Genomic DNA, 13,960 nt, shown 5'->3' with positions numbered 1-13,960 from the left:
AGCCTGCCAACAGAAGGTGGTCAGGCAAGGAGTGAATGACTCGTTTGAACTTGCCGAGGCGAAGGCGCGCAAACGCCTGCCGTCACGGCAAGGGGCGACATTCTAGAGAAGCCCCCTACCGCACGCAAGGCGAATTGGCGATTATTTGAGCAGCCGTCAGACCTTGGCCTGAGCAGCACGGCGCTGGCGCACCGCCTCGAACAGGCAGACACCGGTGGCGACCGAGACGTTGAGACTGCTGACGCTGCCGCCCATGGGCAGCTTCACCAGGTAGTCGCAGTGCTCGCGGGTCAGGCGGCGCATGCCCTTGCCCTCGGCGCCCATGACCAGCACCGTCGGGCCGGTCATATCCAGCTGGTACAGCTCCTGGTCGACCTCGCCGGCGGTACCGACGACCCACAGGCCCTTCTTCTGCAGCTTTTCCAGGGTGCGCGCCAGGTTGGTCACCGCCACCAGCGGAATCACCTCTGCGGCGCCGCAAGCCACCTTGCGCACGGTGGCGTTGAGGGTGGCGGACTTGTCCTTGGGCACGATCACCGCCTGGGCGCCAGCGGCGTCGGCGGTGCGCAGGCAGGCGCCGAGGTTGTGCGGGTCGGTCACGCCATCCAGCACCAGCAGCAGGGCCGGACCTTCGCTACGCTCGAGCAGCTCGTCGAGCATGTTCTCGCCCCACACCTGGCTCGGGCTGACCTCGGCAACCACGCCCTGGTGCACGCCCTCGGCCCACTCGTCCAGCTCCTGGCGATCCTTGTGGCCGACCGGAACACGGTTCTGCCCGGCCAGCTCGAGCAGAGCCTGCACTCGCGGGTCCTGCCGGCTCTCGGCCAGCCACAGCTGCTTCACCCGCTTGGGGTGATGACGCAGCAGCGCCTCGACGGCGTGTACGCCGTAGACCTTTTCCAGCTGGCTCATCGTTTCGCCTTACGCTTGCTGCTTGGCTTGCCGGCCGCAGGCGCAGCACCAGCTGGCTTGGGCGCGCCCTTGCGATGAGTGGAAGGCTTCTTGGCCGCACCACCCCTGCTCGCCGGAGCCTTGCCGCCGCCCTTCTTGGCGTCATCGAGCAGCGCCTTCTTCACCTCACGGCTCTTCTGCACGTCGGTATTGCCGAAGCCGGCAGACTTGGGCGCAGTCTTCTTGCGCCCGTCAGCACCGGCACGACCGCGACCAGCCGGCGCCTTGTCGGCCTTGCCTTCGCTCAGTTCGAACTCGATCTTGCGCTCGTCCAGATCGACGCGCATAACCTTCACTTCCACGCTGTCGCCCAGGCGGAAGCTGCGTCCGCTGCGCTCGCCGGACAGGCGATGGTGCACAGGGTCGAAGTGGTAGTAGTCGCCCGGCAGCGCGGTCACGTGGACCAGGCCCTCGACATAGATGTCTTTCAGCTCTACGAAGATGCCGAAGCCGGTGGCCGCAGTGATCACGCCCTCGAAGGTCTCGCCGACGCGATCCTGCATGAACTCGCACTTGAGCCAGTTGACCACGTCGCGCGTCGCCTCGTCGGCGCGGCGCTCGGTCATCGAGCACTGCTCGCCCAGCTTCTCCAGCGCCGCCTCGTCGTACGGATAGATGCGCGCCTTGGGCATGCTCGCCGCACCAGCACGCTGCACATGCTTGGTCTCGCGCTTGGAGCGGATCACGCTACGAATGGCGCGATGCACCAGCAGGTCCGGATAACGACGGATCGGCGAGGTGAAGTGGGTGTAGGCCTCGTAGTTCAGACCGAAGTGGCCGTTGTTGTCGGCGCTGTACACCGCCTGACTCAGCGAGCGCAGCATCACTGTCTGAATCAGGTGGAAGTCCGGACGCCCCTGGATGCTGGCCAGCAGCTTCTGGTAGTCCTTCGGCACCGGGCCTTGCTTGCCCTTGTGCAGGGCCAGGCCCAACTCGCCGAGGAAGGCCTTGAGCTTCTCCACCCGCTCAGGCGGCGGACCGTCGTGCACGCGGTACAGCGACGGCATCGAGTGATCCAGCATGAAACGCGCGGTGGCCACGTTGGCCGCCAGCATGCATTCCTCGATCAGCTTGTGCGCATCGTTGCGCTGGGTCGGGCGGATCTCGGCAATCTTGCGCCCGCTACCGAAGACGATGCGCGTCTCCTGGGTCTCGAAGTCGATGGCACCGCGCTCGTGGCGGGCGGCCAGCAGCACCTGATACAGCGAGTAGAGCTGCTTGAGGTGCGGCAGGACTTCCTTGTATTCCTCGCGCAGAGCCTTGCCTTCGCTGCTCTTGGGCTGCTCCAGCATGTAGCTGACCTTGTTGTAGGTCAGGCGCGCATGGGAGTGGATGACCGCCTCGTAGAACTGGTAATCGACCAGCTCGCCGGACTTGGACATGCTCATTTCGCAGACCATGGCCAGACGATCGACGTGCGGATTCAGCGAGCACAGGCCGTTGGACAGCTCTTCCGGCAGCATGGGCACCACGCGCTCGGGGAAGTACACCGAGTTGCCGCGCCTCTGCGCCTCCTCATCCAGCGCCGAGCCGACCTTGACGTAGTGCGACACGTCGGCGATGGCGACGTAGAGCTTCCAGCCACCGGAGAACAGCTTCCAGCGGCTGCTGTTCTTCTCGCAGTAAACGGCGTCGTCGAAGTCACGGGCGTCTTCACCATCGATGGTGACGAACGGCAGGTGACGCAGGTCGACGCGGTTCTCCTTGTCCCGCTCCTCCACCTGAGGCTTGAGCTTGCGCGCCTCCTTGGTGACAGCATCGGGCCAGACATGCGGGATGTCGTAGCTGCGCAGAGCCACGTCGATCTCCATGCCCGGCGCCATGTAGTTGCCGATCACCTCGACGATGTCGCCCTGCGGCTGGAAGCGCGAAGTGGGCCAGTGGGTGATCTTGATCTCGACGAACTGGCCGATCTTGGCACCGCCAGTACGGCCCGGAGTAACCAGCACTTCCTGCTGGATCTTCGGATTGTCGGCCTCGACGAAGCCGATGCCGGCCTCCTCGAAGTAGCGACCGACGATGGTCTCGTGGGCACGCGCGATCACTTCGACGATGGCGCCTTCGCGGCGGCCGCGACGATCGAGCCCGGAAACCCGCGCCAGTGCGCGGTCGCCATCGAACACCAGGCGCATCTGCGCGGGACTGAGGAACAGATCATCGCTGCCATCGTCCGGCACCATGAAGCCGAAGCCGTCACGGTGACCGCTGATGCGCCCGCGGATCAGATCGAGCTTGTCCACAGGCGCGTAGGTGCCACGGCGGGTGTAGATGAGCTGGCCGTCGCGCTCCATGGCGCGCAGGCGGCGACGCAGCGCTTCGAGCTGCTCGTCGGTAGTCAGACCGAACTCCTCCACCAGCTCCTCGCGGGCAGCGGGCGAACCGCGCTCGGACAGGTGCTGCAGAATCAGCTCGCGGCTGGGAATGGGGTTGTCGTATTTTTCCGCCTCACGGGCGGCCTCGGGATCGAGGGATTGCCAATCGGCCATTAAGTGAAATTACCTTTGCGCATATATAGATGGCTTGCCATGTGTGTATTGAAGCGCGAAACGGCACCCAGGGTCAGCAGAATAATTTTTTCGACATCAGGGGTTTACAAGCAAAAACCTCGTCCGTATAGTTCGCCGCCACAACGTTGCTGAGACGTTGTAACACGGAAGCAACTGAGCAATCATAGCTTTCAGTGCCCAGGTGGCGGAATTGGTAGACGCACTAGGTTCAGGTCCTAGCGGTGGCAACACCGTGGAAGTTCGAGTCTTCTCCTGGGCACCACTCTTCAAGAAAAAACCGAGCCTCTGGCTCGGTTTTTTCGTTTCTGACCTCTGAAAAGTCTCTCGACGGGAACGGCCAGGCCGCTCCCGCCGCAGATCATCAGACCTTGAACTGGGCGAAGCTCGCACGCAGCTGAGCCACCAGCCCGTCCACCAGCCTGCCGCTGGCCGCCGTCTCGCTCACCGCCTGCGCCGCACGCTGGGCCTCGCTGTGGATCACCTCGACCCGGCCACGCACGGCTGCGGCACCTGCGGCCTGCTCGGTCGCCGAGCGCGTGGCACTGTCGATAGCACCGTGCACCTCGTCCACCGAAGCCTGCACCGACTGCTGCAGCCGCGCGCTGTCACGCAGCGCCTGCAAGCCTTCGGCAGCCTGACCGCCGGCCTGACCGATCACCGCCACCGCCTCACGCGCGCCCTGCTGCAGAGCCGTGATATGCGCCTGGATATCGCCGGTGGATTGCTGGGTCTTGCTCGCCAGCGCACGCACCTCATCGGCCACCACGGCGAAACCACGCCCGCTCTCGCCAGCGCGCGCCGCCTCGATGGCCGCGTTCAGCGCCAACAGATTGGTCTGCTCGGCGATGGACTGGATCACCGTCAGCACCACTTCGATCTGCTCGCTCTGCTGGGCCAGCTTCTCGATCACCGCAGAACCGTTCTCTACCCGCGCCACCAGCGCCTCGATCAGGCGCCCGACCTTATCGGCGATGGCCGCGTTCTCGTGCGCCGCCTGGCGGATCGCCACGACGCGTTGCTGCGCATCGTGCATGGCCTGGCTCTCGTGCTGCGCCGCAGCGGCCATATCTTCTAGCGCCTGCAGGCTGCCGGCCACCTCGTCGCGCTGGCGACCGGCCGCGGCCTCGGCCGCCGCACTGCGCTGGGCCAGGCTGCGAATCTCTTCGCCGGTACGCTGCGCCACCTCACCTGCTTCGCGCACGATGGGTTGCAGCTTGGCGATGAACTGATTGACCGCATCAGCCATCTCGCCGACTTCGTCGTTGCTGTCCAGCTGCACACGGCGAGTCAGGTCGCCCTCGCCGGCCGCCAGGTCCTTGAGCGCGCCGATCAGCAGCTGCAGGCGACTGAGCACACGCCAGCCGAGTACCAGAGCCACGGCGGCCAGGGTCAACAGACCGACCACCAGCAGGCCAGTCGCAATGCGCCAGCGCAGGCTATCGGCAGCCTGCTGCACTGTCTCGCTGCCGTTGCGTGCCATGTCGTTGGTCGCCTGCTCGGCCAGCTGCAGGCGTTGCTGCAGGGCCTGAGTGCTGTCTTGGGCGGCGCCGGAAAGGCTCTTATCGACCAATTCGCCGGCGTTGCCCACCAGGGTGGCGAAGCGGGCATCCAGCGCGGTCAGCTCCTGCTCGACGCCGTCCAGCGACATGCCCAGCTGAACCTTGCCGATGGACGCCCCCATCGGATTGATGTCGACCTCGACCATGTGCACCTTGGGGTCACGCGAGGCAGCGTCGACCAGCTTGGCCAGCGCACCGTCGCCCTGCCCGGCCGCCACCAGCTCGCGCACCCGCGGGCTGCTGCGGTTGAAGTTGCGCGTCAGGCGCTGGCCCTGGGCGTCGTAGAACACGGCGAAGAGCACCGCAGGGTCACGCTGGACGATGCGGGTCAGGGCGGTCAGCGCCGGAGCGTCGTTGTCCCAGATCGCCTTGGGCGCCACGCCGGCAAGCATCTGCGCGATGGAGTTGCCGGACTGCTTGAGGTTCTCCTCCAGCACCTTGCGCAGTTGCGCCTGTTCATCCTTGAGCTGAGTGGAGAGACCGCCGGAAAGGCGCTCGCGGGTATTGGTGGAGAGCGTGGCCAGCCCGGCGCGCATCTCATCCTCGGCGCTGCCCAGCTCACTGGCCAGGCGCTGGCTCTCGCCGCCCAGGCGCTGGGTCAGGTCGTTGACCAGGTTATCGACGGTCGCGCGCGTCAGCCAGACGGCGATACCGACCTGCGCCAGCATGGCTAGGCCGAGAGCGATGAAGACTGGGCGCAGCAAGCGGCTGCGCAATAGAGAAAACAGAACGGACACTGCGAAACTCCTTCCGGTCAGGCGACCCGATGACAGCGCATCGGCCGCACTTACAAAAGCTGTAACCAAAGCAAGGTATAGGCCAAAAGCGCGCATAAAAAAGCCCCGCACTGGGCGGGGCTTCGATCATCGCACTGACTCAGTAGTCGGAGTTGCCCTTGAGCTGGGCTTCCGCTGCCTTGGCCAGGTCTGGCGGCAGGAAGTCCTTGTCCGGGTTGTAGTCCGGCTTGAGGAAGCCGGACAGGGCTTCCAGATCAGTCGGCGCCAGGGTGCCGGCAGCCTGCTTCAGGCGCAGGTTGTTGAGGATGTAGTCGTAGCGGGCATCGTTGTAGTTGCGCACCGAGCTGTACAGCTGACGCTGGGCATCGAGCACGTCGACGATGTTGCGGGTACCGACCTGGTAGCCGATCTCGGTGGCTTCCAGGGCGCTCTGGTTGGAGATGATCGACTGGCGACGGGCCTGCACGGTCTCCACGTCGGTGTTCACCGCGCGGTGCAGGTTGCGGGTGTTCTCGACGACCTGCCGGCGCAGACTCTCGCGCTCCTGCTCGCTTTGGTTGACGCGCTGGTAGGCCTCGCGCACCTGGGAGCTGGTCAGGCCACCGCTGTAGATCGGGATGTTCAGCTGCAAACCGATACTGGTCTGCTCGGCCTCATCGTTGTAGCGCAGGCCGGTGCCGGTCGGGTTGGAGAAGCCGAGGCTGTCGTTGTCACCCTTCTGGTACTGGGCGACGGCGTCCAGGGTCGGCGCATGGCCGGCCTTGCGCTGACGCAGGGTCTCTTCGGCAGCGTCGACCGCGTAGTTGCTGGCCTGCAGATTGAGGTTCTGCTGGGCGGCGGTGTCGACCCAGGCCTTGGCATCGTTCGGCGTCGGCACCAGCACCGGCAGGGTGTGCAGGATGCCCTCGATCGAGGCGTAGTCGTGGTTGGTCAGGGTCACCAGCGCCTGGAAGGAGTCATCCACGGCGCGTTGGGCGAGGATGCGGTTGGCACGGGCGGTGTCGTAGCCGGCCTGGGCTTCGAGCACGTCGGTCTTGTCCGACAGGCCCACGTCGAAACGCTCGTTGGCCTGGTCCAGCTGACGTTTGAACGCCGCTTCCTCGGCCTTGGTCGAAGCCAGGGTGTCCTGGGCACGGAGCACGGCGAAGTAGGTCTCGGCGCTCTGCAGGATCAGGTTCTGCTCGGTCGCGGAGAGCTGCAGGGCGTACTGCTGGTCGGTGGCCTTGGCCGCCTGGAACTGGAACCAGCGGTCGGCGCGGAACAGCGGCTGACTCAGGTTGGCGCGGTAGGACAGGCCGCTGCGCGTGGCGTCCACGTCGCTGACGTTGGTGTCCACCTTGGTGTCGGTGTGCATGCTGTCGGCACCAGCGGTCAGGTTCGGCAGCAGACCCGCGCGGGCCTGCGGCACCACTTCGCTGATCGCCGCGTAGTTGGCGCGCGCGGCAGCCAGATCGGCGTTGTTCTTCACCGCCTCGTTATAGACGGTGACCAGATCGGTCTTGGTCGCCAGGGGAGCGTCTTCCGCCCAGGCCATTCCAGAGGTGGCAGCAGCTACTGCGAGCGCCAGAGAGAGTCTGCGTAGCATGATCAGTCCTAGATACAGGGGAATCGGGCAAGGCTAAGGCTGCCGCTGGCGGCGGTCAAGGCGAGCGCAACGCAACGGTAGGCCGGTTTGCGACAAGCTTTGTTGCTTGATCGCAACAATGCCCAAGCTTTATAGACCAGAACCCGCGCCACCGACGAAACGCAGCGCAGAAAGAGCAGTTCGATTGCTGCTGTGTACAATTTTTGATTAGACTGCGACCAGTTCTTGTCGGGGCGCCCAGAATCGTGGGCTGAGATCGGAAAGTTCCGGATCCCGTTGAACCTGATCAGGTTAAGGCCTGCGTAGGGAACAAGATGTCCTCGCCGCACTGCGCGCGAGTCCTCTCGGCACCGCCCATGGTGCACCTTCATCAGGTTCGCTCCGACATCCCACCGAGGAGCCGAGCCGATGAGCGTCAAACAACAACAGAAAAACCTCAGTGAGAGCGCCCAGGTCGATCAGCAGTCGATCCAGCCCTTTCCCCGTTCGCAGAAAGTCTATGTCCAGGGCTCGCGCCCGGACATCCGCGTGCCGATGCGCGAGATCAGCCTGGACGTGACGCCCACCGCGTTCGGCGGTGAGATCAACGCCCCGGTCACCGTCTACGACACCTCCGGCCCCTACACCGACCCGAGCGTGACCATCGACGTGCGCCAGGGCCTGAGTGATGTGCGCAGTGCCTGGATCGAGGACCGTGGCGACACCGAGCGGCTGCCAGGCCTGTCCTCCGAGTTCGGCCAGCGCCGCCTGGCCGACGCCGAACTGGCGGCCATGCGCTTCGCCCATGTGCGCAACCCGCGCCGCGCCAAGGCCGGCAAGAACGTCAGCCAGATGCACTACGCCAAGCAGGGCATCATCACGCCCGAGATGGAGTTCGTCGCCATCCGCGAGAACATGAAGCTGATCGAGGCGCGCGAGGCCGGGCTGCTGAAGGAGCAACACGCCGGCCACAGCTTCGGCGCCAGCATCCCCAAGGAAATCACCCCCGAGTTCGTCCGCTCCGAGATCGCCCGCGGCCGCGCCATCATCCCGGCCAACATCAACCATGTGGAGCTGGAGCCGATGATCATCGGCCGCAACTTCCTGGTGAAGATCAACGGCAACATCGGCAACAGCGCCCTCGGTTCATCCATCGAAGAGGAAGTGGCCAAGCTGACCTGGGGCATCCGCTGGGGCTCGGACACGGTGATGGACCTGTCCACCGGCAAGCACATCCACGAGACCCGCGAGTGGATCATCCGCAACAGCCCCGTGCCGATCGGCACCGTACCGGTGTACCAGGCGCTGGAGAAGGTCGACGGTATCGCCGAGGACCTGACCTGGGAGCTGTTCCGCGACACCCTGATCGAGCAGGCCGAGCAAGGCGTGGACTACTTCACCATCCACTCCGGCGTACTGCTGCGCTATGTGCCGCTGACCGCCAAGCGGGTCACCGGCATCGTTTCCCGTGGTGGTTCGATCATGGCCAAGTGGTGCCTGGCGCACCACAAGGAGAATTTCCTCTATACGAACTTCGAGGAAATCTGCGAAATCATGAAGGCCTACGACGTCAGCTTCTCGCTGGGCGACGGCCTGCGCCCGGGCTCCATCGCCGACGCCAACGACGCCGCGCAGTTCGGTGAGCTGGAGACCCTCGGCGAGCTGACCAAGATCGCCTGGAAGCACGACGTGCAGTGCATGATCGAAGGCCCCGGCCACGTGCCGATGCAGCTGATCAAGGAGAACATGGACAAGCAGCTCGAATGCTGCGACGAGGCGCCGTTCTACACCCTCGGCCCGCTGACCACCGACATCGCCCCCGGCTACGACCACATCACCAGCGGCATCGGCGCCGCCATGATCGGCTGGTTCGGCTGCGCCATGCTCTGCTACGTCACGCCCAAGGAGCACCTAGGTCTGCCGAACAAGGATGACGTGAAGACCGGGATCATCACCTACAAGATCGCCGCGCACGCCGCCGACCTCGCCAAGGGCCACCCGGGCGCGCAGATCCGCGACAACGCCCTGTCCAAGGCACGCTTCGAGTTCCGCTGGGAAGACCAGTTCAACCTCGGCCTCGACCCGGACACCGCGCGCGCCTTCCACGACGAGACCCTGCCAAAAGACTCGGCCAAGGTCGCGCACTTCTGCTCCATGTGCGGACCGAAGTTCTGCTCGATGAAGATCACCCAGGAAGTGCGCGACTACGCCAAGGACAACGGCCTGACCGACGAGCAGAAGGCCATCGAGGCCGGCTTCGCCGAGCAGTCCGGGCGCTTCAAGGAAGAAGGCTCGCTGATCTACAAGCAGGTCTGACCTGCAACAGACAGGCCCTGCGTTGTGTGCGGGGCCTTTTCATTCCATCACTGAGAACAACAACGAAGTGACCACTGCCAACTACTCTCCCAACCTCGCCGTGCCGCTCACCGAGCGCGCCTTCGGCGCCCGCGACCTGCTCGCCCTGTGGTTCTCCCTCGGCATGGGCCTGATGGTGCTGCAAGCCGGCGCCCTGCTCGCCCCCGGCCTGGGCCTGGCTGGCTCGCTGCTGGCGCTGGTGCTTGGCGTCGGCCTCGGCGCCCTACTGCTCGGCGCGGTCGGCGTGATCGGCAGCGACACCGGCATGGCCTCGATGGCCGCCCTGCGCCTGAGCCTCGGTCGCCACGGCGCGGCGCTGCCGGCACTGCTCAACCTGCTGCAACTGGTGGGCTGGGGTGCCTTCGAGATCATCGTCATGCGCGATGCCGCCAGCCTGCTGGCCGGCAAGCACCTGGGCGCCGATAGCGTCTGGACCAATGCCACGCTGTGGACCCTGTTCTTCGGCGCCCTGGCCACCCTGCTGGCAGTGGCCGGGCCGCTGGCCTTCGTGCGTCGCGTGCTGCGCAAGTGGGGCATCTGGCTGCTGCTCGGCGCCTGCGCCTGGCTGACCTGGAACCTGTTCGCCAAGGCCGACATGGCCGCGCTCTGGGCTCGCCCGGGCGATGGCTCGATGAGCTTCGCCCTGGGCTTCGACCTGGCCATTGCCATGCCGCTGTCCTGGCTGCCGCTGATCGCCGACTACTCGCGCTTCGGCAAGCGTGCCGGTGGCGTGTTCGCCGGTGCGGCGCTGGGCTTCTTCGTCGGTTGCCTGTGGCTGATGAGCCTGGGCGTGGCATACACCCTGGCGTTCGCCGCACCGGGCGAGGCCAATACCCTGCTGTTGGCCCTGGCCGGCGCCGGCATGGGCATCCCGCTGCTGCTGATCCTGCTCGACGAGTCGGAGAAGGCTTTCGCCGACATCCACTCGGCCGCGGTTTCCAGTGGCACCCTGCTGCCGTTCAAGGTCGAGCACCTGGCGCTGGCCATCGGCGTGCTGTGCACCCTGATCGCCTGGTTCGCCCCGCTGGCGCAGTACGAGCACTTCCTGCTGCTGATCGGCTCAGTATTCGCGCCGCTGTTTGGCGTGGTGCTGATGGACCACTTCGTCCTGCGCCGCCGCCAGCTGCCGAGCAGTGTGCCGCTGCTGCGCTGGGACAGCCTGCTGGCCTGGGCCTGCGGTGTCGCAACCTTCCACGTGCTGGTGAACGTCTACCCCACCGTCGGTGCCACCCTGCCGGCGCTGGGCCTGGCGGCCGTGCTGCAACTGCTGCTGGGCAAGCTGGCCGGTCGCTGATCAGCCGCGACCGGGGAAATAGAAGGGCTTGAGGATGCCGTTGAGGCGCGAATAGGGAATGCGCAGGTCGGGGTGGCCGCTGGAGTAGGGAGCGATGCGGCCGACCTCGTACTTGAGCATCACCGAGTCGCGCAGCAGGGCCACGTTGGCGGTGCGGGCGAAGGGCCAGTTGGCCTGGTATTCCAGGTCATCGCCCAGGCCGCTGGACTTGAGCCAGGCCTGGTACGCCAGCTCGGCCTGCTGCCAGAAGGCGGTCTCTCCGTCCGGCAGCAGCAGGTCGTCCAGGCTCAGCAGGCGGCCCTTCTCGCGGTCGTAGTTGAGGTAGGCACGCCCGGGGATGCCGTGGGCGCCGCCGGTGAAGCGGTAGCTGGACAGCTCGATCACCACCAGGCGGTCGTGCTGCTCCAGCACCTTGGCCTGCAGGTAACTCATCCAGCCCGGCTGGGCACTGGCCAGGAATTCCTTCTCGTAGACCTCCAGCGAGGGCGGCGGTGGATCGCCCGGCAGCTCGATGGTCAGCTTGAGCAGCTCCTGCTCGATGCGCGCATTCAGCTCTGGCAGGTCATCCAGCTTCTGCAGGTCGATATTGACCAGCGCGCAGTCCTTGGCCTCGCAGCCCGACGCGCGGTGCTCCCAGGCCTGGCGGCTGGTGGCCAACCCCGACTCGGGCCTGGACGCAAGCAGCAATGACTGGCAGCCGCTGAGCAGGAGCGACAGGGACAACAGACCGACAGCGGCGATGCAACGCATGAATTCTCCTCGGTGCGACGACGGGCGTTTCGACTGCACGGCGCGGCGGGCGTTCCCGGCGCGGCGGCGCTCATTGTCGCTGCCGGCACGCGGCCATCCAAGCCCAAGCTGTGCGTCAGCGCCAAACAAAAGGTCACATGCGCACCGCTATAATCCGCTGCAGAACGCCGGGGAACGAACGCTCCGCCGGCTTGCCAAAGCACCGCCAGGGCGCGCACATTCAAGCGAAGCACGACGCGCCCACACATGACGCAGGCTCGTTCCTGCGGGACAGGGGGAAATACATGTCACATGCCGATGTCGAGGTACTCCAGCGCGAGACCTGCTTCAAGGGCTTCTATCGCCTGGACCGCCTGCATCTGCGCCACCGCCAGTTCGCCGGCGGCATGGGCCCGCAGCTCAGCCGCGAACTGTTCGTGCGCCACGACGCCGTGTGCGTGCTGCCATACGACCCGCAACGCGACACCGTGGTGCTGCTCGAGCAGTTCCGCGTCGGCGCCATGGAGAAGAGCAGCAACCCCTGGCTGCTGGAGCTGGTCGCCGGGCTGATCGACAAGGACGAGCAACCCGAGGAAGTGGCCCACCGCGAGGCCGAGGAAGAGGCCGACCTCAAGCTCGGCGCACTCTGGCCCATCACCCAGTACTACCCCTCCCCCGGCGGCTCCGACGAGCTCGTGTACCTCTATGTCGGCCGTTGCGACAGCGAAGGCGTGGGCGGCGTGCATGGCCTGGCCGAGGAAGGCGAGGACATTCGCGTGCACGTCTGGCCGCTGGAGGATGCCCTGCAGGCGGTGAAGGACGGGCGCATCAACAACGCCGCTAGCATCATCGCCCTGCAGTGGCTGGCGCTGAACCGCGCCGAAGTGCGGGGGCTGTGGTCATGAACCTGCTGCGCGAGCGCTACCGGGTCGACCTGGTCGAGCTGCAGGCCGCTTGCGAAGCCAACTACGCGCGCCTGCTGCGCCTGTTGCCGGACATGCGTGCGGCGCAAGGCGAGCGCCGCGTGGCCCTGAGCCAAGGCGACCTGCTGCTAGGCGTGCTGCTGATTCGTGTCACCGAGAACTGCCCCTACACCACCACTCTGGAAGTACGCCAGGAACACAGCCTAACCTGGCTGCCGGTGCCGCGCCTGGAAGTGCGCGCCTACCACGACGCGCGCATGGCCGAGGTAATCGGTGCGGAAAACGCCCGGCGCTTCCGCGGCATCTACCCCTACCCCAACGCCGCCATGCACCAGCCGGACGAGAAGACCCAGCTCAACCTGTTCCTCGGCGAATGGCTGAGCCACTGCATCGCCTGCGGTCACGAGCTGGCGCCGGTGTTGTGATCACAACCACGCAAATGTGACGGGTTCACGTTTGCCGGGTTTACCGAATCGCGTTTCACCCACCATAATCCTGGGAACCCGCTCAGGAGTTGGCCCTTGTCGCGCCCGTCGTCTCTTGTCCCAGACCGTCCGGTACTGCTCGTGCAGTTGTCGGACAGCCACCTTTTTGCCGAATCGGACGGCAAACTGCTGGGCATGAACACCCAGGACAGCCTGGAAAAGGTGATCGAACGGGTACAGGTCGAACAGACCGACATCGACCTGATTCTCGCCACCGGCGACCTCTCCCAGGACGGCAGCGTGGAATCCTACCAACGCTTCCGCCAGCTCACCTCCAGCCTTGAAGGTGCGGCCCGCTGGTTCCCCGGCAACCACGACGAACTGCCCGCCATGCAGGCAGCCTGCGCCGGCAGCGACCTGCTGCAGCCGGTGGTGGACATGGGCAACTGGCGCATCATCCTGCTCGACTCGTCGATCCCCGGCGCGGTACCCGGCTACCTGGCCGACGACCAGCTCGAGCTGCTGGAGCGCGCGCTGAGCGAAGCCCCCGAACGTCATCATCTGGTCTGCTTCCACCATCACCCGGTGTCCATCGGCTGCAAGTGGATGGAGCCGATCGGCATCCGCAACCCCGACGCCCTGTTCGCCGTGCTGGAGCGCCACGCCCAGGTCAAGGCGGTGCTCTGGGGTCACGTGCACCAGGAGTTCGACCAGCAGCGCGGCGGCATCCGCCTGCTCGCCTCGCCCTCCACCTGCGTGCAGTTCGCCCCTGGCAGCGAGGAATTCCAGGTCGACACCACGGCCCCCGGCTACCGCTGGCTGCGCCTGCATGCCGACGGACGGCTGGAGACCGGCGTCTCGCGCGTCACCGGCATCCACTTCGAAGTGGACTACAGCGTCAAGGGCTACTAAGTCC

General features: G+C 65.8%; 10 protein-coding genes, 1 tRNA gene, 1 pseudogene and 1 riboswitch. Of the genes and pseudogenes, 6 read left to right on the top strand and 6 right to left on the bottom strand.

The window, feature by feature from the left end; translation table 11 throughout:
- Positions 1-156: 156 nt before the first annotated feature.
- Both rlmB and rnr read right to left on the bottom strand, forming a co-directional pair.
- Positions 157-912, bottom strand: coding sequence for a 23S rRNA (guanosine(2251)-2'-O)-methyltransferase RlmB (gene rlmB / locus PTT45_RS16735; protein ID WP_273814765.1), 756 nt, complete (start codon positions 910-912; stop codon positions 157-159).
- Positions 909-3,437, bottom strand: coding sequence for a ribonuclease R (rnr, locus tag PTT45_RS16730; RefSeq protein WP_273814764.1), 2,529 nt, complete (start codon positions 3,435-3,437; stop codon positions 909-911). The genes rlmB and rnr overlap by 4 nt, the downstream gene beginning before the upstream one ends.
- 196 nt (positions 3,438-3,633) lie before the next feature.
- Between rnr and PTT45_RS16725 the strand changes: the two genes are divergently transcribed.
- Positions 3,634-3,720 (top strand) — tRNA-Leu (locus PTT45_RS16725).
- Positions 3,721-3,819: 99 nt separating this feature from the next.
- On the opposite strand, the gene PTT45_RS22405 is transcribed toward PTT45_RS16725, so the two are convergent.
- From PTT45_RS22405 to PTT45_RS16715, 3 genes and pseudogenes are all read right to left on the bottom strand, one after another.
- Positions 3,820-4,704 (bottom strand): methyl-accepting chemotaxis protein, encoded by an 885-nt coding sequence (locus PTT45_RS22405; RefSeq protein ID WP_443218210.1) that lies wholly within the window; start codon positions 4,702-4,704, stop codon positions 3,820-3,822.
- Positions 4,678-4,938 (bottom strand): annotated as a pseudogene (locus PTT45_RS22400) (HAMP domain-containing protein); the annotation flags it as partial. The pseudogene PTT45_RS22400 and the gene PTT45_RS22405, both read right to left, overlap by 27 nt.
- Positions 4,939-5,893: 955 nt before the next feature.
- A complete protein-coding gene (locus tag PTT45_RS16715; protein WP_273814762.1) occupies positions 5,894-7,339 on the bottom strand; it encodes a TolC family outer membrane protein in 1,446 nt (481 codons plus the stop codon).
- A 219-nt stretch (positions 7,340-7,558) separates the two neighbouring features.
- Positions 7,559-7,665: riboswitch (TPP riboswitch) on the top strand.
- A gap of 82 nt (positions 7,666-7,747) precedes the next feature.
- On the opposite strand from PTT45_RS16715, the gene thiC reads away from it, so the two are divergent.
- Positions 7,748-9,634: a phosphomethylpyrimidine synthase ThiC gene (thiC, locus tag PTT45_RS16710; RefSeq protein WP_273814761.1), complete on the top strand. Its 1,887-nt coding sequence runs from the start codon at positions 7,748-7,750 to the stop codon at positions 9,632-9,634.
- Between the two features lie 67 nt (positions 9,635-9,701).
- The gene (gene cytX / locus PTT45_RS16705; RefSeq protein ID WP_273814760.1) at positions 9,702-10,967 is read left to right on the top strand and encodes a putative hydroxymethylpyrimidine transporter CytX; all 1,266 of its coding nucleotides are present in this window, start codon (positions 9,702-9,704) and stop codon (positions 10,965-10,967) included.
- Here cytX and PTT45_RS16700 read toward each other — a convergent pair whose 3' ends face one another.
- Entirely contained in the window at positions 10,968-11,717 is a 750-nt protein-coding gene (locus tag PTT45_RS16700) for an RsiV family protein (protein WP_273814759.1), read from the bottom strand.
- A gap of 284 nt (positions 11,718-12,001) precedes the next feature.
- Between PTT45_RS16700 and PTT45_RS16695 the strand changes: the two genes are divergently transcribed.
- The 3 genes from PTT45_RS16695 to cpdA all read left to right on the top strand — a co-directional run bounded on the left by PTT45_RS16695 (position 12,002) and on the right by cpdA (position 13,956).
- Positions 12,002-12,601, top strand: a complete 600-nt coding sequence (locus tag PTT45_RS16695; protein WP_273814757.1) for an NUDIX domain-containing protein — start codon at positions 12,002-12,004, stop codon at positions 12,599-12,601.
- Positions 12,592-13,044 (top strand): DUF1249 domain-containing protein, encoded by a 453-nt coding sequence (locus PTT45_RS16690; protein ID WP_273814755.1) that lies wholly within the window; start codon positions 12,592-12,594, stop codon positions 13,042-13,044. Before PTT45_RS16695 ends, PTT45_RS16690 begins: the two co-directional genes overlap by 10 nt.
- 96 nt (positions 13,045-13,140) lie before the next feature.
- Complete coding sequence (cpdA, locus tag PTT45_RS16685; protein WP_273814754.1) at positions 13,141-13,956, top strand: 3',5'-cyclic-AMP phosphodiesterase; 816 nt, start codon at positions 13,141-13,143, stop codon at positions 13,954-13,956.
- Positions 13,957-13,960: the final 4 nt, after the last annotated feature.

Source organism: Pseudomonas sp. Gutcm_11s (assembly GCF_028649395.1).
Taxonomy (GTDB): domain Bacteria; phylum Pseudomonadota; class Gammaproteobacteria; order Pseudomonadales; family Pseudomonadaceae; genus Aquipseudomonas.
Note: the sequence above shows the minus strand (reverse complement) of the source record. Positions and strands in the feature narration are given on the sequence as shown.